Here is a 21,567-nt window from a genome sequence, read left to right as displayed (position 1 = left end):
GATCGATCGTTTGTGTTCGGCTGGGTTCGTCGGGGAGGTCGGGATGTCACGTCCGGTCACGGTGGTCACGGGTGGGAGCCGGGGGATCGGTGCCGCCACCTGCCTGCGGCTCGCCGAGGACGGGCACGACGTGGTGGTGGGCTATCTGAACGACGGCGCGGCGGCCGAGTGGATCGCGACGGGCGTGCGGGCGGGCGGTGCGCGCTGCGTCACGGTGAAGGCGGACACCTCGGTGGAGGCCGATGTGGACCGGCTGTTCGAGACGGCGGCGGACCGGCTCGGACCGGTGACCGGGCTGGTCAACAACGCCGGGGTGACGGGCCCGTTCGGGAGGCTGGCGGACACGGACACGGAGGTGCTGCGGCGGGTGGTGGAGGTCAACCTCCTCGGTGTGCTGCTGTGTTCGCGCCGGGCGGCGAAGGTGATGGCGGCTTGGGGGAGCGGCGTCATCGTCAACGTGTCGTCGGCGGCGGCCACGTTGGGCAGCCCCGGTGAGTACGTGCACTACGCGGCGACCAAGGCGGCGGTCGACACGCTGACCATGGGGCTGGCGAAGGAACTCGGGCCGGACGGCATCCGGGTGAACGCGGTCGCGCCCGGGGTGATCGACACGGAGATCCACGCGCGGATGGGGGACCCGGAACGTCCTGACCGGATCGCCGCGTCCGTGCCGCTGCGGCGACCGGGGCGTGCGGATGAGATCGCCTCGGCCATCTCCTGGCTCCTGTCTCCGGAGGCCTCGTACACGACGGGGGCGGTGCTGCGGGTGTCGGGGGGTCGGTGAAGCGCCGTCGGGGCCTGGTCACCGGCCGACTGCGGGCGGTACGTGGTTGCTCCCACAGTTCCCCGCGCCCCTCTCAGGGCGCGGGGACGGTCCGCCCGTGGTGCAAGTCCCGCTGTCTGTCGCGGAGTCGCTCGAACGCCGTCGGTCTCGGCCGGTCGGGCAGGAACTCCTTGATGCGGGAGGCGCATTGGAGGGGGTCCGCGCGGCTCGTGTCGCACTCGATGTCGTAGAGGCCGTGGGCATGCACCTGCTCCAGCTGCCGGGCCGCGAGCCCCAACGGCCGGTCACCGCGCTCCCGTTCACGCCGCGCGAGCTCGTCCGGGCCGCAGCGCACACCGACGAAGACGACGTCCTGGGGCACGAACAGGTCGAGACAGTCCCGCAGCCGCCATTCCGCGCTCAGGACGTGGTCTATGACGATGTTGTTGTCCGCGGCGGCCATGCCGGCGACCGCGCGGTGGTAACCCCGCCAGGTGCGATGCAGGACAGCCGTGAGCTGGTCGGGCGGCAGCTCCTGACGGGTCCGCATGACGTGGAACGCGTCGACAGGGATGTGGAAGTAGGGCTCGTCGAGAATGCGCAGCAGCTCCGTCGCGATGCTCGACTTCCCCGAACTGGACGTGCCGTTCAGGAAGATGATCACGCGGCCTCGATCACGTCTCCCCGCATCGCCGCCGCCCATTCCACGACCAGCAGTTCGTACTCCGCCCGCTCCTGCGCCGACAGTGACGCGCCCGCGTGGCGCCACAGCGCTCTGATCCGGTCGTTCAGGTCGTCGGCGGACCGCACGGAACCACGGGCGGGGAAATCGGGGGACATGCCGAACAGAGTAGGCGCCCGGACTGACAGTGCGCTACCGGGCGGCTACGGAAGCCGTATGTGGTTGGTCACGGAGGGGAGTTGGAGACCAGGTGTGAGTAGTCGAGGTGCATGAAATCCCGGCGAGAACGATCATGGTCTGCGAGCATGCGCGATCGGTCTGGCGCGGGGGTTCGGAGGAAGATCCTCGATCGCTGCCGGGGCATGGCTACCGTCCGCCGCCCTCGGCCGCCCTCGGCCTGGTCCTCAACGCCGTGGTCCTGTGGAACACCCGCTACCTGGACGCCGCCATCACCCAGCTCCGCGCCGGGGGCCACGACATCAAGGACGAGCACGTCGCCCCACACCACCGGAACCACCAAGCCGCCGCGCCGAAACCCTTCAGCCTGAACTCGCCCGCCCGGTGGACTCCAGTACCGCAGTCAGAAAGCGATGCACCGTCTCCAACTCGCCCGCCTCGAAACCATCCGCGGCCGCCACCACCTCCCCGATCACCGGCCCGAAGAAGGCCCACCCCAGTTCCATGGCCTTCTCCTCCACCTCCAGCAGCACGCGTCGCCGGTCTGCCGTGTCCCTGCTGCGCTGGACCAGCCCGAGCCGCTCCAGCCGATCCACCAGGGCAGTGGTCCCAGCAGAGTTCAGTCGCAGTTGCTCGCCGAGCCACCCGGGCGTGGCCCGCTCACCGGCGCGTGCCGCGTCCAGCAGGTGGATCAGCGCGCGCACATCGGTGGGGTGCAGCCCGTGGCGCGCGGCGAACTCGGCGCCGAGCAGGTCGAACTTCACGGTGACCGCGCGCAGCAAGTGAACCAGTCCCATCACCGGGCTCTGATCGTCCATGCACACTCCTCGAAGTCACGTAATATCTCGCTGACCGAGATTATCGCCTGGCGAGAGGAATGCTCGTGTCCCTGCCCGCCTTCGACCTTGCCTACGACGAGCTTCGCGCCCGCTGGCCCGAGTCCACAGAGGAGCACGATGTCGCCACGCCGTACGGGCGCACCCGGGTCCATGTGTACGGCTCAGCGGACGGCAGCCCGCTGGTGCTGCTGCCCGGCGGCTCTGCCACCGGCCTCGCCTGGTTCGCCAACGCACCGGCCCTCGGTGAGCGATACCGGGTCCACGCGGTGGATCTGCTGGGCGACGCCGGCCGCACCGAACGCCGGGGCACACCATTGCAGAACGCCGACGATCTGACGGCCTGGCTGGACGCACTGCTGGACGGCCTCGGGCTCGCCCGCACGCACCTGTGCGGCCACTCGTACGGCGCCTGGCTGGCCGCCAGGTACGCACTGCACGCACCGCGGCGTGTGGACCGCCTCGCCCTCGTGGACCCCACCCAGGTCTTCGCCGGATTCCGGCTCGGCTACCTGCTGCGCGCGCTCCCCACCCTGATCCGTCCGAGCGAGGCCCGCGCTCGCGCGTTCCTGGCCTGGGAGACGGCAGGCACGCACCCGGACGAGACCTGGCAGCGCCTCTACGCGCTGGCCACCACCGTTCCCGGCCGGAAGCTGGTCACCGGCGTCCACCCTCGGACCGCCGACCTCCTCATGCCGGTCCTGGTCCTGCTCGCGGAACACAGCCGCGCCCACAACGCTGTCAAGGTCGCCGACCGAGCCCGCCGGATGCTCTCGCAGGGTGAGGTGGCAGTGCTCCCCGGAGCCACCCATCACTCTCTGCCGCTCACCGAGCCGAAGCAGCTGAACGACCGGCTGATGACTTTCCTGGACTGACAACGCCGAACGCTGCCCGCCGCACCGCCCCCGAAGCCTCCGGGCAGCCACGCTGTCCGGAGCGACCCCGGTCAGCCGCCCGACTCGCCCGCGTGCGGGCTCAGGACCCCCGTGGAGACCAGGACGACGATGACGATGCCGAGGGCGATGCGGTACCAGACGAACGGCATGAAGCTCTTGGTGGAGATGAACTTCATGAACCAGGCGATGACCGCGTAGCCGACGAAGAAGGCGATGACCGTGGCGAAGATCGTCGGGCCCCAGGAGACATGGCCGCCCTCCATCGCGTCCTTGAGCTCGTAGCCGCCCGAGGCGATCACGGCCGGGATGGCGAGGAGGAAGGAGTAGCGGGCGGCGGCCTCGCGCTTGTAGCCCATGAGCAGGCCACCGCTGATGGTGGCGCCGGAGCGGGAGACACCGGGGATGAGCGCCATGGCCTGGCAGAGGCCGAAGATCAGGCCGTCCTTGACGCTGAGCTGTTCGAGGCTCTTGCGCTCCTTCGCGGCACGGTGCTTGCCACCGGTCTCGTCGCGCGCGGCGAGCCGGTCCGCCACACCCAGGACGATGCCCATCACGATCAGCATCGTGGCCGTGAGGCGCAGATCACGGAACGGCCCCTCGATCTGGTCCTTGAGGGTCACGCCGAGGACACCGATCGGGATGGAGCCGACGATCACCAGCCAGCCCATCTGGGCGTCGTGGTCGGCGCGCATCTCCTTGTTGAACAGGGAACGCCACCACGCCGAGATGATGTTGGCGATGTCCTTGCGGAAGTAGATCAGCACGGCGGCCTCGGTGCCGATCTGGGTGATCGCGGTGAAGGCCGCGCCCGGGTCCTCCCAGCCGGAGAAGGCCGCGGTCAGGCGCAGGTGCGCGCTGGAGGAGACGGGGAGGAATTCGGTCAGCCCCTGGACGAGTCCGAGGATGAGGGATTCAAACCAAGACATGAAGTTACGTGGTCCAAGCGCTGATCGTGGAGGGCCGACGGAAGACGTGCCGCGCCGCGGGGCGGGTGATCACAGGTGCTGGGGGCAGCCTAGCGCCCCCTGGGGACGGGGCTGCCACAGGGGTTTCACGGGACCGTGCGGGGCCCGGGCGGCGGGTGTGCGGGGGACGGGTGGAGCGCGGGTGTCCCGAGGCGTGGAACGGCCGGATCCGTGGTGTTGACCAGTCACTATGTCCGCACATACGTTGCTGGCGAGGGAAAGCGCTTGCCGTGATGAGGGTCGCCGGTCCGTCGGGCCCCCGTCACCAGGCGCCCGCCACCGTCCGATGTCCCGTTCGATGTCCCGTTCGATGGAGTGCTGATCACGTCCATGCCCACACCCAGCAACGACCCGAGCCCGACTGCGGACCACCTCCCCGACCGCCGCCCGGCCCCCCTGACCGGCCGCCGCGTCCGGGCCGCGATCGTCGGCATCGGCGCCATCGGCGGCGGCTCTCATCTGCCCGCGCTCGCGCGCCTCGCCGAGGAGGGCGAGACCGAGGTCGTCGCCGCCGTCGACATCGACGCCGACGCGGTGGCCAAGTTCTGCGCCGAGCACGGCATCCCGCACGGCTACACCGACCTGGACCGCATGCTGGCGGAGCAGCGGCCCGACCTGGTCAGCATCTGCACCCCGCCGACCCTGCACCGCGACCAGACGATCACCGCGCTGCGGGCCGGCGCCTGGGTGTGGTGCGAGAAGCCGCCGGTGCCGACGCTCGCCGACTTCGACGCCGTCGAGGCCGAGGAGGGCGCGGAGACCGAGGGCCCGTACGCCTCGATCGTCTTCCAGCACCGCTTCGGTTCCGGCGCGCGGCACGTGCGGAAGCTGATCGCCGAGCGGAGCCTCGGGCGTCCGCTGGTCGCGCACTGCCAGACCACCTGGTACCGGGACACCGCTTACTACGCCGTCCCCTGGCGCGGCCGGTGGGCCACCGAGGGTGGCGGGCCCGCCATGGGACACGGCATCCACCAGATGGACCTGCTGCTCGATCTGCTCGGTCCGTGGAGCGAGGTCCGCGCCATGGCCGGGCGGCTGGTCCACGACGTGGAGACCGAGGACGTCTCCACCGCCCTCGTGCGCTTCGAGAGCGGCGCGCTGGCCACCGTCGTCAACAGCGTCCTCAGCCCCGACGAGGTCAGCCGCATCCGCGTCGACTGCGAACGCGCCACCGTCGAACTGACCCATCTGTACGGCCACTCCAACGCCGACTGGTCCGTCACCCCCGCCCCGGGCACCCCGGAGGCGGACGCGGCGGCCTGGCGGGACTTCGGCGAGGACGTGCCCAGTTCGCACCTGGCCCAGCTGCGCGAGCTCGTGGCGAGCATGCGCGCCGGTGAACGCCCGCGCAGCAGCGGCGCCGACGGGCGGACGAGCCTGGAGCTGATCGCCGCCCTGTACAAGTCGGCGTTCACGGACGCGACCGTACGGCGTGGGGAGATCGGCCCAGGGGACCCGTACTACACGGCCATGCACGGAGGCGCCCCCGGCTGGGCGCCCGGAACCGCCCCGGTGTCCGCCGACGCGAGCCCCGCCGTCGCGGGCTCCGCCGGCACGAGTGAGGAGATCACCGCATGACGTTCCACGACGGGCTGCGCGTGGTCCACGCACACGGCGACCGGATCACGGTCACCGAACCCACCACGGGCGTCGAGCTGTTGAGCTACGTCTACCGGCCCGAGGCGGCCTGGGAGGCCCCGAAGCCGTATCTGCACCCGATCCGGACGCTGGCCGGGGACGTCGTCACCGACTTCCGGCCCAACGACCACCGCTGGCACAAGGGCCTCCAGCTGACGGCCTCGCACCTGTCGGGCCAGAACCTGTGGGGCGGCAACTCCTACGTCCACGGCGAGGGTTATCTGCCGATCCCCGAGCGGGTCGGCTCGATGGCGCACGTCGGCTTCGACGTCGTCGAGTCGGACGGCGAGCGGGTCGTGATCGCCGAGCGGCTGACCTGGCACCCCTACACCGGCGAGCTGTGGGCGGACGAGGAGCGGCGGATCGAGATCCACGACGTGGACACCGAGTCCGGATCGTGGGCGCTGACCTGGACGAGCGCGATCACCAACCGCCGGGACGAGCCGCTGCTGTTCGGCAGTCCGACCACCGCCGGGCGGGAGATGGCCGGCTACACCGGTCTGTTCTGGCGCGGTCCGCGCGCCTTCCGGGACGGGCGGATCATCGGGCCCGACTCCGAGGGACCCGAGCTGATGGGCGGGCAGGCGCACTGGCTCGCGTACTCGGGCGAGCACGACGGCACCGACGGCCACGCCACGCTCGTCTTCGCGCACGCCCCCGAGAACGACCACACGGGAGCCGACGGCGCCCATCCGGCGCACTGGTTCGTCCGCAACGAGCCGTTCGCCGCCGTCGCTCCCTCCTGGGCGTTCTTCGAGGAGCTGGAGCTGGCTCCGGGCGAGACGCTCACCCGCCGCTACCGGGTCGTCGTGGCCGACGGTTCCTGGGAGCGGGAGGAGATCGCCAAGTACCTGGAGGCGCACCCGTGGTGAGCGGCTACGAGGGACTGCCGGGCGGGGTCGCCCTGTCGCATCTGTCCGTGTACGACTGGCCGGCGGCGGACGGGGTCTGCGGCGGCACCCCCCACATGCACCTGACCTGCTCGGAGGCGTACGTCGTCACCGGCGGGCGCGGGGCCGTGCAGACGCTCACGGCCTCCGGCTTCGAGGTCACGCCGCTGGCGCCCGGGACGGTCGCCTGGTTCACGCCGGGCACCATCCACCGGCTGGTCAACGAGGACGAGCTGCGCATCACCGTCCTCATGCAGAACAACGGGCTCCCCGAGGCGGGCGACGCGGTCCTCACGCTGCCCCCGGAGTACCTGACCGATCCGGAGACGTACGCCGCGGCCACCCGCATCCCGCCCGACGCTCCGGAGGAGGAGCGGGAGCGCGTCGCCCGCGCCCGGCGTGACCTCGCCCTGGAGGGCTACCGGGCGCTGCGGGACGCCTCCGGGCCCGAGCCGCTCGCCGCGTTCCACCGGGCCGCCGCGGCGCTCGTACGGCCACGGCTCGCGGAGTGGCGGGCGCGCTGGGAGCGGGGCGCGCGGGCGGCTGCCGCCGCGACGGGGGAGCAGCTCGACCGGTTGGAGCGGGGGGACGTGTCCCATCTGGCCGACGCCGGGGTGTGGGCCGAGAAGCCTTCCGAGTCCGGGAAGTTCGGGATGTGCGGGCGGTTGGACGTCTACAAGGGGGACTGAGCAGGGGGTCCGGGCGCCTCAGAGTCCGGGGAGTGCTGTTTTCGAGCGGCCGCGGGTGGTCTGTGGTTGCTCGCGCAGTGCCCCGTGCCCCTACGGGGCGGGGGTTGTCGGGCCCTTCACCGACCAGCCCGGGGTCTGCGGGTGGGCCTTGAGGTCCTCGTGATGGATCTCGGTGGCGCAGGCCCCGCAGGTGACCTTCGGGAGCAGAGGCTCGCCGCAGGAGTGCTCGATCACCATGGGGCGGTCGTCGTCCGTGTGGAGGTGGCGGTCGCCCCAGGCCATGAGGGTCATCAGGACCGGCTCAAGTTCGAGCCCCGCCCGGGTGGGCCGGTACTCGAAGCGCTGCGGGCGCTCGTGGTAGGCGTGCTTGTGCAGGACGCCCGCGTCCACCAGGCGCCTGAGGCGGGTCGCCAGCACGTCGCGCGGCGCCCCAATGTTGCGGACCAGCTGGTCGAAGCGGCCGTTGCCGAGACAGACCTCGCGCAGGACCAGCAGGGAGTACTTCTCGCCGACGATCGCCAGGGTGTCGGCGATGGAACAGGGGCGTGGATCTCCGGAGGCGGGCATGTGCCCAGTCTAGGGGAGGGTTGGTTTTTCCAACTCTCCCCGCTCCATCTCCTGTGCTCGGAGTTTCCGCCCGACCTCAGCGGGCGCGCAGGTGGTGGCGTTTGCGCCAGGCCAGGGTCGCGCCGATCAGGGCCGGGACCGCGATGCAGGCCATGGCGATCAGGAAGGCCGGGGACGTCGGGGACGAGGCACGGGCGCCGGCCACGGCGTACGCGGCGGTGTTCGGGATGGAGCCGAGGGCGGTCGCCAGGAGGAAGGGCAGGTAGCCCATCCGGGAGACCGAGGCGCAGTAGTTGGCCGCCCAGAAGGGCACCCCGGGGAAGAGGCGGGCCGCCAGCATCGAGCGGAAGCCGTGGCGGCTGAGCTGGCCGTCCGCCGACTTCAGCCAGCGATGGCGCAGCAGCGGGCGCAGGGCGTCCTGACCGAGGACCCGCCCCAGACCGAAGGCCAGGCCGGCGCCGAGGACCGTGCCCGCGAGCGCCGACGCCAGACCGAGCTGGGAACCGAAGAGGGCGCCCGCCGCGATGTTGAGGATCGGACGGGGGACGAAGGCGACCGTGCAGAGCCCGTACGCCACCGCGAACACCACCGCCGCCGCGGCACCGCCCAGTTGGGGCGGCCAGCCGTCGGCCAGCAGCCGCTGCGGCTCGAACAGCAGCACCGTGGAGACGGCGGCCAGGAGCAGCGCGACGAGCAGCGAGAACCGCGCCCACGGCGAGAGCAGCACTCTGCCCCAGCGGGCGGCGCGCCCCGGCGGCAGGGCCGGGACCGTGACGGGAGTGGCGACGGCGAGCTCCGTGGCGGCGGTCCGGGGAAGGACCGTGGCGGTGCCCCCAGAGCGGGTGGTGGCATCGAGCATTCGACGACGGTAACCGACCCGTGTGCGTGTATGCCGTACGGAACGTCTCACGGGCGTCACAGGAAGCGGAACAACAGGCTCGCCGGGCACCGCGCGCCCGGACCTCCGCCGGGCACCGCGCACCTCGCGGCCTGCGCCTTCCGGACCACGGGCCCGACCCGCGCACCGTTCACCCCGTACGCCGTCCTGTGAAGCATCTCTCTTCCGCTTTCTCCCGGAACTCCCGCGCACCGAAAACCATTCGACGCGGGCCGACTTGTCGACGATGATCGGCGTCATGTTCCGGTACGCCTTCGCTCTCGCCGCATCCGCCACAGGCGCGGATGCCCCGAAGGCTGCCCTTCTGATCGTCGTGGCCGCCGCGGACGGCGCCCGAAGCTGACCCTTCCCGGACATTCCGGCGGACCCCGCAGGGGGAGGGTCGGCAAGACCTCGGGGTCCCCGTCCCGGCCGCCGTTCCGTGCCGCCGGGGCCATCACTCAGTACCGCTGAAGAGGCTTCGAGGTACCGCCATGTCCAAGACTGCTTACGTCCGTACGAAACCGCATCTCAACATCGGCACGATGGGTCACGTCGACCACGGCAAGACCACCCTGACCGCCGCCATCACCAAGGTCCTCGCCGAGCGCGGGGCCGGCACCTTCGTCCCGTTCGACCGTATCGACCGCGCCCCGGAGGAGGCGGCGCGCGGCATCACCATCAACATCGCGCACGTCGAGTACGAGACCGACACCCGGCACTACGCGCACGTCGACATGCCCGGCCACGCCGACTACGTCAAGAACATGGTCACCGGCGCCGCGCAGCTCGACGGGGCGATCCTCGTCGTCTCCGCGCTCGACGGGATCATGCCGCAGACCGCCGAGCACGTGCTGCTCGCCCGGCAGGTGGGCGTCGACCACATCGTCGTCGCCCTCAACAAGGCCGACGCGGGCGACGAGGAGCTCACCGACCTCGTCGAGCTGGAGGTCCGCGACCTGCTCACCGCGCACGGGTACGGCGGTGACTCCGTACCCGTGGTCCGGGTCTCCGGACTCAAGGCGCTCGAAGGGGACCCGCGGTGGACGGCGTCGATCGACGCGCTGCTGGACGCCGTGGACACCTACGTCCCGATGCCGGAGCGGTACCTGGACGCGCCGTTCCTGTTGTCCGTGGAGAACGTGCTGACGATCACGGGTCGGGGGACCGTCGTCACCGGGGCCGTCGAGCGCGGCACGATCCGTGTGGGCGACCGCGTCGAGGTGCTCGGTGCCGGGATCGAGAGCGTCGTCACCGGCGTCGAGACCTTCGGCAAGCCCATGGAGGAGGCGCAGGCCGGGGACAACGTGGCGCTGCTGCTGCGCGGGGTGGGACGCGACGCCGTCCGACGCGGGCACGTCGTCGCCGCGCCCGGCAGCGTCGAGCCCCGGCGGCACTTCACCGCGCAGGTGTACGTGCTGTCGGCGCGCGAGGGGGGCCGTACGACCCCGGTGTCCAGCGGGTACCGGCCCCAGTTCTACATCCGCACCGCGGACGTGGTGGGGGACATCGACCTCGGTGAGGTCGCCGTCGCCCGGCCCGGGGACCGCGTCACGATGAGCGTGGAGCTGGGCCGGGAGGTTCCGCTGGAGCCGGGGCTCGGGTTCGCGATCCGTGAGGGCGGTCGGACCGTCGGAGCGGGGACCGTGACGGCCGTTCAGTAGACGGTCGCGCCGTGGGCGGGGGACCGCAGGCCGGCACTCAGCTGGTCGCGCGGTCCCCCGCGCCCCTGCCGGGCGTTCCCCGCGCCCCCCGCCGGGCGTGCCCTGCACCAGAATGGGGACCGTGAACGAAGCCATACCCGTGTCCCGGGCCATCGACCGGGGCACCGCCAAGCTCATGCCCGACGTCGACCGGGAGCGGGCCTGGCTGTTGACCGTGGACGGGGCCCCGCAGTCGTACGTCGATCTGGACGAGCCCACCCACCTGGAGTTCGAGTACGCGCGGCGGCTCGGGCACGTGCTGGACACCGTGGCCGAGCCGGGGATGCCGCTCGACGTGGTGCATCTCGGCGGTGGCGCGCTCACCCTGCCCCGGTACGTGGCCGCCACCCGGCCCGGGTCCCGGCAGCGGGTCGTCGAGTACGACCGGGGCCTGCTCGACCTGGTCGTCGAGCAGTTGCCGCCGCCCGGCGACGCGGGGATCGCGCTGCACGGGGCGGACGCGCGGGAATGGCTCGAAGCGGCCCCCGCCGACTCCGCCGACGTCCTCGTGGGCGATGTGTTCGGCGGCTCACGGGTCCCCGCGCATCTGTCGACTGTGGGGTACGCGCGGGCCGTCGCCCGGGTGCTGCGCGCGGACGGTGTCTATCTCGCGAACCTCGCCGACGCCGCGCCCTTCGCCTATCTGCGGTCCCAACTGGCCACATTGGCAACGGTGTTCGAGGAGCTGACGCTGATCGCCGAGCCGGCGGTGCTGCGCGGCAGGCGGTTCGGCAACGCCGTGCTGGTCGCCGCCCACCAGCCGCTCGACAACGCCGTCCTGGCCCGGCGGACCGCCGCCGACGCCTTCCCCGCGCGGGTCGAGCACGGTCCGGCGCTGCGCGCGTTCATCGGCGGTGCCGCGCCCGTGCGCGAGGAGGACGCCGTACCGTCACCCGAGCCGCCCGACGGGGCCTTCGGCATCGGCTGAACCGGACTCGTCGCCGGTCTCGGGGCCCGTCTCGGGGCCGGGCTCGACCTTGGCCGGCGGCGTACCGCGCCGGGTCAGGTTGCGTACGTCCCGCACGCACAGCACTGCCGCCGTCGCGGCCACGCACAGCCCGGCACAGCCCCACAGGGCCGCCGTACGTCCGAAGGCGCTCTCCGCCGGGCCCGCCAGCGCGGCGGCGAGCGGCACCATGGCCACCGAACCGAACCAGTCGTACGCGGAGACCCGGGACAGCTTGTCCTCGGGGATCTCCTGGTGCAGCGCGGTCATCCAGGAGACCCCGAAGACCTCGATCGACAGACCGCTGACGAACATGGCCAGACACAGCGCCGCGATCGGCACCGGCACGGCCAGCGCGGCGGACGGCAGGGCGAAGGGGAAGACGCAGAGGACGCCCACGAGGAGGAGACGGCGTGGTTTCCAGCGGGCCATGAGCAGCGCTCCGGCGGCGTTGCCGGCCCCGAAGAAGGCGAGGGCCAGGCCCCAGGGCCCCGGCCCGCCCAGGCTGTCCCGGGCGACCTGCGGGCCGTAGACCGCGTCGGCGGCGACGATGACCGCGTTCACCAGGGAGAACTGGACCACGATCGCCCACAGCCAGGTCCGGCCGGTGAACTCCCGCCAGCCGTCCCGGAGATCCGCGAGCAGCCCGCCGCCCGCCCCGCGCTCGGGTATGTGGCTCACGTCGAGGAAGGCGCGCAGGGCGCCGGCCAGGGCGAACGCCGCCGCGTCCACCGCGAGCACCCAGCCCGGGCCGATCACCGCGATCAGGGCGCCGCCGAGTGCCGCGCCGCTCATGGTCGCGCCCTGCGACGCGAAGCGGAACAGCGCGAAGGCCCGGCCCGCCTGTTCCGCGGTGACGGACGACAGGAGCATGCCCTCGGCGGCCGGACCGAAGAAGGCCTGGCCGACGCCGCCGAGCGCGGAGAGCAGCATCATCTGCCACAGCCGCGCCTCGCCGGTGAGGACGAGGACGGCGAAGGCGGCCTGGGAGAGGCAGTTGAGGCCGTTCGCCGCGACCATGACCCGGTGCCGGGGGAGCCGGTCGGCGATCGCGCCGCCGACCAGCAGGAACAGCACGAGCGGCAGGGTGCGCGCCGCCGCGACCAGGCCGACGTCACCGCCGTCCCCGCCGGCGTCCAGGACCGCGAACGCGGCCGCGATCAGGGCGCCGTTGCTGCCCAGGTTGGTGACGACCGCGGCCGTCGTCAGCAGGGTGTAGTTGCGGCCGGCCCAGGCGGGGCGGCGACGGGGGGCGGCGGGAGTGGTCACCCGCCGACTATCGCCGCCCCGGCACCTTCTGCCAAACCGTTTCGGCACAGGGTGGGGCGGGATCGGGCCAGGTGGGGCGGCCACCCTGGGGAGCCGACCCCTTGGGGGCGTCGGGCGGTCGAACCCGGGAGTCGGCGCCGAGAGTCGAGCTCTCGGCGCCGACCCCGGCACCGGTCCGTGGGGTGGGCGAGTGTCTGGTCAGCCGCCTGTGGGTTCGCCGTACAGCCGAACCGTGCTGAGGATCTTCTGCACCGTGGCGTCCGGGACCTCTTCCTTCACGTCCTTGTCGCCGTGGAAGGTCCAGGAGACGTAGTCACCGGCCGAGTTCTTGAAGGCGAACGTGGTCGCCTTGCCGTCGGTGTCGCACTTGCCCTTCTGGGCGGCGCCCTTCGAGTACGTGGTGGCGACACTGCCCTCGACACCCGACGCCGTGGTGTACGCCTCGGGCTTGCCGACGGTCATCTTCTTCTTGGAGGCGGGCTTCTGGTCGGTGTAACCGCCGAAGACCCACCACGCCGAGTCGTTGCGGGCGATTTCGTCGGTGCTCTTGGCTCCCTGCTGGCCCTTGGTACCCGCGGCGGCGAGGGAACTCGACTCCTTGTGGCCGTCCTTGTCGTCGTCCGAGGTGCAGTACTTCTCCTTGAGGACGGCGGGTGCCGACATCCCGATGAGGACCGAGCCGTCGCCCTTCTCGGAGTCCTCGAAGCCCGTGAAGGTGTCGGGCGACTGCACGTCCCAGTCGGCGGGCACGTCGAAGGCCGTACCCCACTTGGGGTTGACGACGACCTTCCAGCCCTCGACGGTCGGCTTCGCGCCGGCGTCCTCGCCGCGCGGGTTGTCCTCGGTGCTCTCGGACGCGGTCGGCGACGACGAGGCCGAGGGCGCCGACTGGGTCTTCGACTTGTCCTTGTCGCCGTCACCGCCGAGCACCAGGAAGCCCGTCACACCGGCCGCCACGACGACGGCCGTGGCCGCGATGATCGCGATCAGCTTCGTCCGGTTGCCGCCGCCTCCGCCCGGCGGCACCGGCGGGCCCGCGGGGGCCTGCGCGCCCCACTGCGGTTGCTGCCCGTACTGGGCCTGCTGGCCCGTCGACTGGTATCCGGGCTGCTGGTAGGGGTTCGGCTGCTGGTACCCCTGCTGTTGGTATCCCGGCTGTACCGGCTGTCCGGACTGGTCGTACCCCGGCTGCTGGTACGGGTTCGGCTGCTGCGGTTGGTGCTCGCCCCCGGGCGGCTGCTGCTGTCCTGGCCACATGGCTCGTAACCATAGATGCGGCGGGGGGCGGGGTGCCACGGGAGTCCACGAAGCCGCTTTGCAGTCGGGACGAACGGCTTCAAAACGCCCCGGCCCGACGACTTTTGACCCGACGTCCTGCGGGGCGCCGGGAGGCGGTCGGCTCCTCGCGGAGGCGTCGGGTTCTCGGGCGCGAACGTCGTCGGGCTGCGGGCGGCCCTGGTCATGGCTGTCTACTCGTGGGTAACATCGCGGCATGAGCGCAGACCAGATGTCGATCGGCGAGATGCTCGCCGCCACGGTGCCGATGGCCAGGACCCTGAAGCTGGAGTTCCTGGAGACCACTCCGGAGAAGGCCGTCGTGGTGCTGCCGGACGACGGCGAGTTCCACAACCACGTCGGCGGGCCGCACGCCGGTGCGATGTTCACTGTGGGGGAGACGGCGAGCGGGGCGGTGGTGCTCGCCGCGTTCGGGGACCAGCTCTCGCGTGCCGTGCCGCTCGCGGTCCGCGCGGAGATCGCGTACCGGAAGCTCGCGATGGGGGCCGTCACGGCGACCGCGACGCTGGGCCGCCCGGCGGCCGAGGTCGTCGCCGAACTCGACGCCGGACAGCGCCCGGAATTCCCCGTCACCATCACCATCCACCGCGCCGACGGCGCCGTGACGGGCGAGATGACGGTGGTCTGGACCCTCCGCCCCAACGCCTGACGTCCCCGCCGGGAGGGCTGGGCCGGTGTCTCGCCGTCTGGCGCCCGCGTGGGGAGGGGGCTGGGGTGGTGTCTCGCCGTCTGGTGTCCGTGCGGGGAGGGGGCTGGGGTGGTGTCTCGCCGTCTGGTGTCCGTGCGGGGAGGGGGCTGGGGTGGTGTCTCGCCGTCTGGTGTCCGCGCGGCGTGGGGGCTGGGGTGGTGTCTCGCCGTCTGGCGTCCGCGTGGGGAGGGGGTTGGGGTGGTGTCTCGCCGTCCGGCGTTGGTGCGGGGAGGGGGCTGGGGTGGTGTCTCGCTGTCTGGTGTCCGCGCGGCGTGAGGGCTGGGGTGGTGTCTCGCCGTCTGGCGGTCGCGCCGGGAGGACTGAGGCCGGCGTCTCGTCCTCTGGCCTTTGCGCCCGGGGGCTGGGCGGCGGCCCGGTGACTGGCGCCGGCGCGCGGATGCCCGGGCCCGGCACTCCGTGCCCGAACCTCGGCGGCCCCGCTTCTCGCGTGGCTATCGCGACGTCTGGCTCGGCACTCTGACGCTCACTCCCCGGCATTCCGGTCCCCAAGTGCGGCGTCCGGGTGCCCGATGTCGGCGTCCGGGCGTCTGGGCTCGGTGCCTGTGGTCTGGTCTCGGCGCCCCTGATCCCGACCCGGCGAGCCCGCGTCTGACGGCGGCGGCCCCAGGCATGGGGCCCGTGTCCAGGCCCGCGGGCCTACCGGCCCCGTCCTCCTCCTTCCCGTCCACCTCCCGGCCCTCAACGGCGTGGCCACGGCGGCTTGTCAGGGCTGTTGACACGAGTCACTGACGGCTCTAGGTTCCCCGCCGACACGCGCGCACGACGTTCCCCACGACGGCCTGCACGAAGGAGTGACGGCTCATGTCAGAAACCGTGTTACGGCGTTGCGGCGCCCTTCGCACGAGACGGTGGGGCGCGGCCGCGACCGCCCTCGTGGCCGCCCTCGCCGCCGCCCTGCTCACCCCCGCACCGGCGCGGGCGGCGACCCCGCAGTCGGCCCTCGTCCGGACCGACGCGGGCTGGGTCCGGGGCGAGACCACCACCGAGGGCGGCCGGCAGTTCCTCGGCATCCCCTACGCCCAGCCGCCCGTCGGCGACCTCCGCTGGACCGAGCCACGCCCCGTGCGGCCCTGGCAAGGGGTGCGCGAGGCGGACGAGTTCGGCGACCGATGTGTGCAGACGGCCAGTTGGGACCCCGGCTACGAGCAGCCGAGCCACACCGAGGACTGTCTGGACCTCAACGTGTACGCCCCGCAGGGCAGCACCCACCGACCGGTCATGGTGTGGCTGCACGGCGGCGGGCTCACCGCGGGCGCGGGCGAGGACGTCGTCCCGGACGCCTTCGCCCGCCGCACCGGCACCGTCGTCGTGACCGTCAACTACCGCCTCGGCGCGATGGGTTTCCTCGCCACGTCCGACCTCGACGACGAGGCCCGCGACGGGGTCTCCGGCAACTTCGGGATGCTCGACCAGCAGGCCGCCCTCCGCTGGGTCCGGGCCAACATCGCCCGCTTCGGCGGCGATCCGCGGAAGGTCACCGTCGCGGGTGAGTCCGCCGGTGGCCGCTCGGTCTGCACCCAGCTGGCCTCGCCGACCGCGCGCGGCCTGTTCCGCGCCGGGATCGTGCAGAGCGGCGCGTACGGCGACTGTGCCGCCCGTACCCACGAGGAGGCGGTCGACCAGGGTCGGACCTTCCTCGCCCGGCTGGACTGCGCGGACGTGGCCTGCCTGCGCGACAGACCGGCCGAGGAGATCCTCGCCGCCCAGGCGGGCCTGAACTGGGGCCCCGTCGTCGGCGGCGCCTTCCTGCCCGTGCAACCGGCCCGGGCCTTCGCCGAGGGTGCGGCGGCCGGCGTTCCGGTCCTCAACGGCGCCAACCAGGACGAGGGCCGGCTCTTCGCGTTCGGCCGCTTCGACGGGGCCGGCGCCCCACTCACCGCCGAGCGGTATCCGGCCGTCATGCGCACCGACTTCGGCGACCGTGCCCTGGAACGCTACCCTCTGTCCGCCCACCCCTCGCCGACCCTCGCGTACGCCACCGCCCAGGGCGACCAGCGCTTCGCCTGCCCCGCGCTGCGGCTGAACCGGACCCTCGCCGGACGTGGCCCGGTGTACGCGTACGAGTTCGCCGACCGCACCTCCCCGCCCTTCGCCTCGCTGCGCGACCTGGACACGGACTTCGACTTCGGCGCGACGCACGTCAACGAGGTGCAGTACCTCTTCCGTCACTTCGGCCTGGAGTCGCCCCTGAACGCCGAGCAGCGCCGGCTCTCCCGGCAGATGACCGACTACTGGGGCTCCTTCATCCGCGACGGCGTGCCGCGCGTCGCGGGACAGCCCGTGATCCCGGCGGGAGGCGGGAAGATCCTCACCCTGCGAACCGCCGCACAGGGTGGCAACGCACTGAGCACGGCCGTGCACGGTGAGCACCGGTGCGACCTGTGGGACAACCCGTAGGACTCCGGCGCCGTCCGAGTAAGCGGGTAGGCTGCCCCGGCGCGCGCTCCGTCGCGAGCGTGCGCCGGGGCCCCGAGATCCGCCAGACCCGCCAGACCCACATGATCCGCCTGCACGGGAGGAACGGCTTTGCACGTCCAGGAGTGGCTCGAAACAGTGCCCCCGCTCGCCATCTACCTGTTGGTGGGGCTGGTGATCGGCCTGGAGAGCCTGGGCATCCCGCTGCCGGGCGAGATCATCCTGGTCTCCTCCGCGCTGCTCGCGTCCCAGCACGGAGAGATCGACCCGTTCGTCCTCGGGGCCTGCGCCACCGCCGGCGCGATCATCGGCGACTCGATCGGCTACGCCATCGGCCGCAAGGGCGGGCGCCCGCTGTTGGCCAAGCTCAACCGGCGGTTCCCCAAACACTTCAGCGAGAGCAACATCGCCGTCGCCGAGCGCTCCTTCGACCGGTGGGGCATGTGGGCCGTCTTCTTCGGCCGCTTCATCGCCCTGCTCCGCATCTTCGCCGGGCCCCTCGCCGGCGTCCTGCAGATGCCCTACTGGCGCTTCGCCGTCGCCAACGTCCTCGGCGGCATCCTCTGGGCCGGCGGCACCACCGCCGTCATCTACTACGTCGGTGTCGTCGCCGAGGCCTGGCTCAAGCGCTTCTCCTGGCTGGGCCTGGTCCTGGCGGTCCTGATCGGCGTCACCTCGATGCTGGTGATCAAGCGCAAGGCGAAGAAGGCGGCCGAGAAGGCGGAGGGCGAAGCCCAGGGGGAGCTGGTGACCGCCGGGGACTAGCCACGCACGGGAGGGGGCGGGACCGTGTCGCTGTCGCTGTGTGGCTCCGCCGCGTGGGGCGTGACCAGTCGCGCCGCCGGGTCGGTGGACGGTCTACGCCCCGTACTCCTCCTGCGCCTCCCGGTGCGCCTTGGCCAGCTCCGAGTAATGGGTGCCGTTCAGCGTCACCAGCTCCCGCTCCTCGTCGGTGAGCGGTCGCTTCACCTTCGCCGGGACCCCCGCCACCAGCGACCCGGGCGGCACCCGCATCCCCTGCGGCACCAGGGCCTGCGCGGCGACCAGGGACCCCGCGCCGATCACCGCGCCGTTCAGCACGGTCGCGCCCATCCCGATCAGACAGTCGTCCTCGACGGTCGCCCCGTGCACCACCGCGTTGTGCCCGATCGACACCCGCTCGCCGATCGAGACGGGAAAACCGGGATCGACGTGCAGCGTGCAGTTGTCCTGCACGTTGGCGTCCGCGCCGATGACGATCGGCTCGAACTCGGCCCGCAGCACCGCCCCGTACCAGACGCTCGCCCCCGGCCGCAGGGTCACGTCGCCGATCACCGTCGACGTGGGGGACACGAACGCGGCCTCCTCCACCTCCGGCTTCTTGCCGCCGAACGTCGTGATCAGGGCCCGCTGCCGGTTCATCGCCGCCTCCAGATGCTGGGTGAAGATCAGTCCTCACCCGCACCGTAAGCCATGGGGAGCGCGTCGCGTGGGGTGAAGATCACAGCCGTACGACGTCATGCGGGTGCCGCCCGGTGAGTACGGTGAGCGGGTGCCGAAGAAGAACACGTTCTCGTCCTGGTCGGGCCGCCTCGCGCAGCGCGCCGTCCACGCGGGCTGGGCGTGGCTGCAGCGCACGGGGTCGGTGACGGCCGAGCGGCCCGGCCGCTTCCGCTTCGGCGCGATGGGAACGGGTACCAGGCTGGCCTTTCCGCTCGGCACCGTCTTCGGCGAGCCGTGGATCCACCTGGGCTCCCACTGCATCATCGGCGAGCAGGTCACCCTCACCGCCGGACTGATGCCCGACCTGGACCTCGGCGCGGAACCGATCCTGCGCATCGGGGACGGGGTCGTGCTCGGGCGGGGCAGCCATGTCATCGCCGACACCACCGTCACGATCGGCAGCGACTGCTACTTCGGGCCGTACGTGTACGTGACCTCCACCAACCACTCGTACGACGACCCCCACCAGCCGATCGGCAAGCAGTGGCCCCGTATGGATCCGGTGTCGATCGGGCCCGGCTGCTGGATCGGTACGGGCGCGGTGATCTTGCCGGGGGCGCGAATCGGGCGCAACGTCGTGGTCGCGGCGGGGGCTGTGGTGCGCGGGGTGGTACCGGACCACTCGGTGGTGGCCGGGGCGCCCGCGCGGGTCGTGCGCCGGTGGGACCCGGCGGAGGGATGGCAGCCGCCGATCCGCACGCCCGCGCCGGTACCGATCCCCGACGGGGTCACCCCGGAACAGCTGCTGGCGCTCGCCGAGTGGGACGCGGAGGGGGCGGGGGAGTCCGCCCAGCAGCCCTGAGGGGGCGCGGTCCTCGCAGTACAGTTCGGTGAACGTCGGGTGCGCCCCACCTCGTTCGTCGTGTTGGACTCTGTCACCGAGATATTGGACGGAACGTGTCGGATCTCGATCTGCTGACCCAGTCCCTGGCGCGGAACGTCAGGCGTTGGCGCACCGAGCGGGGGTTCACCCTGGACACCCTGGCGGCGCGCGCCGGAGTCAGCCGCGGGATGCTCATCCAGATCGAACAGGCCCGCACCAATCCCAGTCTCGGCACCGTCGTCAAGATCGGCGACGCCCTCGGTGTCAGCATCACCACCCTGCTCGACTACGAACAGGGGCCCAGGGTCCGGGTCGTGCCGGCCGAGCAGGTGGTCCGGCTGTGGCACACCGAGACGGGTAGTTACAGCAGGCTGCTGGCCGGCACGGAGGCGCCCGGCCCGCTGGAGATGTGGGACTGGCGGCTGATGCCGGGCGAGGGCAGCCGGTCGGACCCGCACCCCGTGGGCACCGTCGAGATCGCCCATGTCACGGCGGGCGAGCTGACCCTCACCGTCGACGGCGCCGAGTACCGGGTCCCGGCCGGCGCGAGCGTCACCTTCGAGGCGGGCGCGGCCCACGAGTACGCCAACCGCGGCGACGTGCCGACCGAGATGGTGCTCACGGTCTCGGTGCCGGCGGTGCACTGAGACACCGGATCAGGGCGTCCACGGGCTTTGTTACCGTGCGGCCCATGCGCGCGCCCATCGGAGACTTCGACCACGCCACCCCCGCCCCCGACTGCCTGGACGACCTCGTCCGCCCGGTCGCCGACGCCGTACGCGCCTGGCCCGGCACGGTGCCCGCCGACCAGATCCTGTACGTCGAGACGGACCCCGCGTGGGCCGACACGGCCGTGTTCGTCCAGCACTACGGGCAGGACCTGCTCGAACAGTCCGCGAACTGCGTGGTCGTCGCGGGCAAGCGGGGCGGCGAGTCGAGCCTGGCCGCCTGTGTCGTGCTCTCCACCACCCGCGTCGACGTCAACGGTGTGGTCCGCCGCCAACTGGGCGCCCGCAAGGCCTCGTTCGCGTCGATGGACACCGCCACCGGGGAGACCGGGATGGAGTACGGCGGCATCACCCCCGTCGGGCTGCCCGCCGCGTGGCCGGTCCTGGTCGACTCGGCCGTGGTCGACCTGCCGTACGTCCTGGTCGGCAGCGGACGGCGGCGCGGCAAGCTGCTGGTGCCGGGGAAGGCGTTCGCGGAGCTGCCGAACGCGGTGGTGCTGGAGGGGCTGGGCGTCACCGCCTGAAAAACACTGTGCCGCTGCCGCTGCCTTGCAGCGGCTTCCTCGCTGTCGCTGCCGGAACGCCGACGTCGGGCCCGGGCGGTGGCCCGGAACCCGACGTGGTGTTGGCTGAGGACGGGCCTCAGGCGGCGGCGGTGCCCGCCTTGGTGGTGAGCTGGTTCAGGACCTCGGTGAGGCCGGTGACGACCTCGGCGTCGTCGGCCGGGTGGGTCTCGGCGAAGCGGACGACCGAGCCGGGGATGGAGAGCTTGGCCTCCTCCAGGACCGTGGCGCCGGCGATGCCGACGGCCTTGCGGGTCTCGTCCTGCGCCCACACGCCGCCGAACTGGCCGAAGGCGGTGCCGACCACGGCGACCGGCTTGCCGGTGAAGGAGCCGGCGCCGTACGGGCGGGACAGCCAGTCGATGGCGTTCTTCAGGACGGCGGGGATGGTGCCGTTGTACTCGGGGGAGAAGAGCAGGAAGCCGTCGGCCCGGCCGGCGGCCTCGCGCAGCCGCGCCGCGGTGGCCGGGAGGGCGGCCTCGTTGTCGATGTCCTCGTTGTAGAACGGGACGTCGGCCAGACCCTCGTACAGCTCGATCTCGACGCCCTCGGGGGCGTGCTTCACGGCGGCCTCGGCGAGCTGGCGGTTGTGCGAACCGGCACGAAGGCTGCCGACGAGCGCGAGGATGCGTACGGACATGAGCTGACTCCTA

The 21,567-nt window shown here is 72.2% G+C and carries 23 protein-coding genes and 1 pseudogene; 14 read left to right on the top strand and 10 right to left on the bottom strand.

Translation table 11 applies throughout. The annotated features are described in order from the left end of the window. The first annotated feature begins 43 nt into the window (after nucleotides 1–43). A complete protein-coding gene (locus L3078_RS07720; RefSeq protein ID WP_239752294.1) occupies nucleotides 44–784 on the top strand; it encodes an SDR family NAD(P)-dependent oxidoreductase in 741 nt (246 codons plus the stop codon). A 73-nt stretch (nucleotides 785–857) separates the two neighbouring features. Here the strand turns inward: L3078_RS07720 and L3078_RS07715 are convergent, their stop codons facing one another. Together L3078_RS07715 and L3078_RS07710 are read right to left on the bottom strand one after the other, a co-directional pair. Further along, nucleotides 858–1,466 (bottom strand): chloramphenicol phosphotransferase CPT family protein, encoded by a 609-nt coding sequence (locus L3078_RS07715; RefSeq protein WP_239752293.1) that lies wholly within the window; start codon nucleotides 1,464–1,466, stop codon nucleotides 858–860. Then, nucleotides 1,424–1,603 carry a hypothetical protein gene (locus L3078_RS07710; RefSeq protein WP_239752292.1) on the bottom strand — a complete coding sequence of 60 codons (180 nt, stop codon included), beginning with the start codon at nucleotides 1,601–1,603 and terminating at the stop codon, nucleotides 1,424–1,426. Before L3078_RS07710 ends, L3078_RS07715 begins: the two co-directional genes overlap by 43 nt. 230 nt (nucleotides 1,604–1,833) lie before the next feature. Between L3078_RS07710 and L3078_RS44910 the strand changes: the two are divergent. Then, nucleotides 1,834–1,944 (top strand): annotated as a pseudogene (locus L3078_RS44910) (Tn3 family transposase); the annotation flags it as partial. Between the two features lie 40 nt (nucleotides 1,945–1,984). Here L3078_RS44910 and L3078_RS07700 read toward each other — a convergent pair. Continuing rightward, nucleotides 1,985–2,440 carry a MarR family winged helix-turn-helix transcriptional regulator gene (locus tag L3078_RS07700; protein ID WP_239752291.1) on the bottom strand — a complete coding sequence of 152 codons (456 nt, stop codon included), beginning with the start codon at nucleotides 2,438–2,440 and terminating at the stop codon, nucleotides 1,985–1,987. 65 nt (nucleotides 2,441–2,505) lie between these two features. On the opposite strand from L3078_RS07700, the gene L3078_RS07695 reads away from it, so the two are divergent. Further along, complete coding sequence (locus L3078_RS07695; RefSeq protein WP_239752290.1) at nucleotides 2,506–3,333, top strand: alpha/beta fold hydrolase; 828 nt, start codon at nucleotides 2,506–2,508, stop codon at nucleotides 3,331–3,333. Between the two features lie 71 nt (nucleotides 3,334–3,404). Here L3078_RS07695 and L3078_RS07690 read toward each other — a convergent pair whose 3' ends face one another. Further along, nucleotides 3,405–4,280: an undecaprenyl-diphosphate phosphatase gene (locus L3078_RS07690; protein WP_239752289.1), complete on the bottom strand. Its 876-nt coding sequence runs from the start codon at nucleotides 4,278–4,280 to the stop codon at nucleotides 3,405–3,407. A gap of 369 nt (nucleotides 4,281–4,649) precedes the next feature. Here L3078_RS07690 and L3078_RS07685 point away from each other — a divergent pair, with 369 nt between their 5' ends. The 3 genes from L3078_RS07685 to L3078_RS07675 are packed head-to-tail and all read left to right on the top strand — an operon-like array spanning nucleotide 4,650 to nucleotide 7,536. Beyond that, on the top strand, nucleotides 4,650–5,897 hold the full coding sequence (locus L3078_RS07685) for a Gfo/Idh/MocA family protein (RefSeq protein WP_239752288.1): 1,248 nt from the start codon (nucleotides 4,650–4,652) through the stop codon (nucleotides 5,895–5,897). Beyond that, nucleotides 5,894–6,829: a DUF6807 domain-containing protein gene (locus L3078_RS07680; protein WP_239752287.1), complete on the top strand. Its 936-nt coding sequence runs from the start codon at nucleotides 5,894–5,896 to the stop codon at nucleotides 6,827–6,829. Before L3078_RS07685 ends, L3078_RS07680 begins: the two co-directional genes overlap by 4 nt. Then, on the top strand, nucleotides 6,823–7,536 hold the full coding sequence (locus L3078_RS07675; protein WP_239752286.1) for a cupin domain-containing protein: 714 nt from the start codon (nucleotides 6,823–6,825) through the stop codon (nucleotides 7,534–7,536). Before L3078_RS07680 ends, L3078_RS07675 begins: the two co-directional genes overlap by 7 nt. A 90-nt stretch (nucleotides 7,537–7,626) precedes the next feature. Here the strand turns inward: L3078_RS07675 and L3078_RS07670 are convergent, their stop codons facing one another. After that, nucleotides 7,627–8,103 carry a winged helix-turn-helix transcriptional regulator gene (locus L3078_RS07670; RefSeq protein WP_239752285.1) on the bottom strand — a complete coding sequence of 159 codons (477 nt, stop codon included), beginning with the start codon at nucleotides 8,101–8,103 and terminating at the stop codon, nucleotides 7,627–7,629. Between the two features lie 76 nt (nucleotides 8,104–8,179). After that, nucleotides 8,180–8,962: a TVP38/TMEM64 family protein gene (locus L3078_RS07665; RefSeq protein WP_239752284.1), complete on the bottom strand. Its 783-nt coding sequence runs from the start codon at nucleotides 8,960–8,962 to the stop codon at nucleotides 8,180–8,182. A gap of 512 nt (nucleotides 8,963–9,474) precedes the next feature. On the opposite strand from L3078_RS07665, the gene tuf reads away from it, so the two are divergent. Continuing rightward, on the top strand, nucleotides 9,475–10,644 hold the full coding sequence (gene tuf, locus L3078_RS07660; protein ID WP_239752283.1) for an elongation factor Tu: 1,170 nt from the start codon (nucleotides 9,475–9,477) through the stop codon (nucleotides 10,642–10,644). 121 nt (nucleotides 10,645–10,765) lie between these two features. Beyond that, nucleotides 10,766–11,611 (top strand): spermidine synthase, encoded by an 846-nt coding sequence (locus tag L3078_RS07655; RefSeq protein WP_239752282.1) that lies wholly within the window; start codon nucleotides 10,766–10,768, stop codon nucleotides 11,609–11,611. Here the strand turns inward: L3078_RS07655 and L3078_RS07650 are convergent. Further along, nucleotides 11,573–12,898 carry an MFS transporter gene (locus L3078_RS07650; protein ID WP_239752281.1) on the bottom strand — a complete coding sequence of 442 codons (1,326 nt, stop codon included), beginning with the start codon at nucleotides 12,896–12,898 and terminating at the stop codon, nucleotides 11,573–11,575. The genes L3078_RS07655 and L3078_RS07650 overlap by 39 nt on opposite strands. 198 nt (nucleotides 12,899–13,096) lie before the next feature. Continuing rightward, nucleotides 13,097–14,155, bottom strand: a complete 1,059-nt coding sequence (locus L3078_RS07645; RefSeq protein ID WP_239752280.1) for a DUF8017 domain-containing protein — start codon at nucleotides 14,153–14,155, stop codon at nucleotides 13,097–13,099. Between the two features lie 250 nt (nucleotides 14,156–14,405). Here L3078_RS07645 and L3078_RS07640 point away from each other — a divergent pair, with 250 nt between their 5' ends. From L3078_RS07640 to L3078_RS07630, 3 genes are all read left to right on the top strand, one after another. Continuing rightward, a complete protein-coding gene (locus tag L3078_RS07640) occupies nucleotides 14,406–14,843 on the top strand; it encodes a DUF4442 domain-containing protein (RefSeq protein WP_239760244.1) in 438 nt (145 codons plus the stop codon). Between the two features lie 861 nt (nucleotides 14,844–15,704). After that, a complete protein-coding gene (locus tag L3078_RS07635; protein ID WP_239752279.1) occupies nucleotides 15,705–17,300 on the top strand; it encodes a carboxylesterase/lipase family protein in 1,596 nt (531 codons plus the stop codon). Nucleotides 17,301–17,429: 129 nt separating this feature from the next. Beyond that, a complete protein-coding gene (locus tag L3078_RS07630) occupies nucleotides 17,430–18,083 on the top strand; it encodes a DedA family protein (RefSeq protein WP_239752278.1) in 654 nt (217 codons plus the stop codon). 93 nt (nucleotides 18,084–18,176) lie between these two features. Here L3078_RS07630 and L3078_RS07625 read toward each other — a convergent pair whose 3' ends face one another. Continuing rightward, entirely contained in the window at nucleotides 18,177–18,719 is a 543-nt protein-coding gene (locus L3078_RS07625) for a gamma carbonic anhydrase family protein (protein ID WP_239752277.1), read from the bottom strand. 130 nt (nucleotides 18,720–18,849) lie between these two features. Here L3078_RS07625 and L3078_RS07620 point away from each other — a divergent pair, with 130 nt between their 5' ends. From L3078_RS07620 to L3078_RS07610, 3 genes are all read left to right on the top strand, one after another. Further along, on the top strand, nucleotides 18,850–19,602 hold the full coding sequence (locus L3078_RS07620; RefSeq protein ID WP_239752276.1) for an acyltransferase: 753 nt from the start codon (nucleotides 18,850–18,852) through the stop codon (nucleotides 19,600–19,602). Nucleotides 19,603–19,697: 95 nt separating this feature from the next. Beyond that, entirely contained in the window at nucleotides 19,698–20,270 is a 573-nt protein-coding gene (locus L3078_RS07615; RefSeq protein WP_239752275.1) for a helix-turn-helix domain-containing protein, read from the top strand. A gap of 44 nt (nucleotides 20,271–20,314) precedes the next feature. Then, nucleotides 20,315–20,875: a YbaK/EbsC family protein gene (locus L3078_RS07610; RefSeq protein WP_239752274.1), complete on the top strand. Its 561-nt coding sequence runs from the start codon at nucleotides 20,315–20,317 to the stop codon at nucleotides 20,873–20,875. Nucleotides 20,876–20,993: 118 nt separating this feature from the next. On the opposite strand, the gene L3078_RS07605 is transcribed toward L3078_RS07610, so the two are convergent. Then, nucleotides 20,994–21,554: an NAD(P)H-dependent oxidoreductase gene (locus tag L3078_RS07605; RefSeq protein WP_239752273.1), complete on the bottom strand. Its 561-nt coding sequence runs from the start codon at nucleotides 21,552–21,554 to the stop codon at nucleotides 20,994–20,996. Nucleotides 21,555–21,567 lie beyond the last annotated feature (13 nt).

It is taken from the genome of Streptomyces deccanensis (assembly GCF_022385335.1).
Taxonomy (GTDB): Bacteria; Actinomycetota; Actinomycetes; order Streptomycetales; family Streptomycetaceae; genus Streptomyces; species Streptomyces deccanensis.
Note: the sequence above shows the minus strand (reverse complement) of the source record. Positions and strands in the feature narration are given on the sequence as shown.

What these genes read in the sequence shown, in the direction of transcription:
- L3078_RS07625 (WP_239752277.1), bottom strand. Translation starts at nt 18,719, where the DNA reads ATGAACCGGCAGCGGGCCCTGATCACGACGTTCGGCGGCAAGAAGCCG.
- L3078_RS07645 (WP_239752280.1), bottom strand. Translation starts at nt 14,155, where the DNA reads ATGTGGCCAGGACAGCAGCAGCCGCCCGGGGGCGAGCACCAACCGCAG.
- L3078_RS07605 (WP_239752273.1), bottom strand. Translation starts at nt 21,554, where the DNA reads ATGTCCGTACGCATCCTCGCGCTCGTCGGCAGCCTTCGTGCCGGTTCG.
- L3078_RS07640 (WP_239760244.1), top strand. Translation starts at nt 14,406, where the DNA reads ATGTCGATCGGCGAGATGCTCGCCGCCACGGTGCCGATGGCCAGGACC.
- L3078_RS07665 (WP_239752284.1), bottom strand. Translation starts at nt 8,962, where the DNA reads ATGCTCGATGCCACCACCCGCTCTGGGGGCACCGCCACGGTCCTTCCC.
- L3078_RS07680 (WP_239752287.1), top strand. Translation starts at nt 5,894, where the DNA reads ATGACGTTCCACGACGGGCTGCGCGTGGTCCACGCACACGGCGACCGG.
- L3078_RS07690 (WP_239752289.1), bottom strand. Translation starts at nt 4,280, where the DNA reads ATGTCTTGGTTTGAATCCCTCATCCTCGGACTCGTCCAGGGGCTGACC.
- L3078_RS07685 (WP_239752288.1), top strand. Translation starts at nt 4,650, where the DNA reads ATGCCCACACCCAGCAACGACCCGAGCCCGACTGCGGACCACCTCCCC.
- L3078_RS07720 (WP_239752294.1), top strand. Translation starts at nt 44, where the DNA reads ATGTCACGTCCGGTCACGGTGGTCACGGGTGGGAGCCGGGGGATCGGT.
- L3078_RS07610 (WP_239752274.1), top strand. Translation starts at nt 20,315, where the DNA reads ATGCGCGCGCCCATCGGAGACTTCGACCACGCCACCCCCGCCCCCGAC.
- L3078_RS07670 (WP_239752285.1), bottom strand. Translation starts at nt 8,103, where the DNA reads ATGCCCGCCTCCGGAGATCCACGCCCCTGTTCCATCGCCGACACCCTG.
- tuf (WP_239752283.1), top strand. Translation starts at nt 9,475, where the DNA reads ATGTCCAAGACTGCTTACGTCCGTACGAAACCGCATCTCAACATCGGC.
- L3078_RS07715 (WP_239752293.1), bottom strand. Translation starts at nt 1,466, where the DNA reads ATGGGCGGCGGCGATGCGGGGAGACGTGATCGAGGCCGCGTGATCATC.
- L3078_RS07635 (WP_239752279.1), top strand. Translation starts at nt 15,705, where the DNA reads ATGTCAGAAACCGTGTTACGGCGTTGCGGCGCCCTTCGCACGAGACGG.
- L3078_RS07710 (WP_239752292.1), bottom strand. Translation starts at nt 1,603, where the DNA reads ATGTCCCCCGATTTCCCCGCCCGTGGTTCCGTGCGGTCCGCCGACGAC.
- L3078_RS07700 (WP_239752291.1), bottom strand. Translation starts at nt 2,440, where the DNA reads ATGGACGATCAGAGCCCGGTGATGGGACTGGTTCACTTGCTGCGCGCG.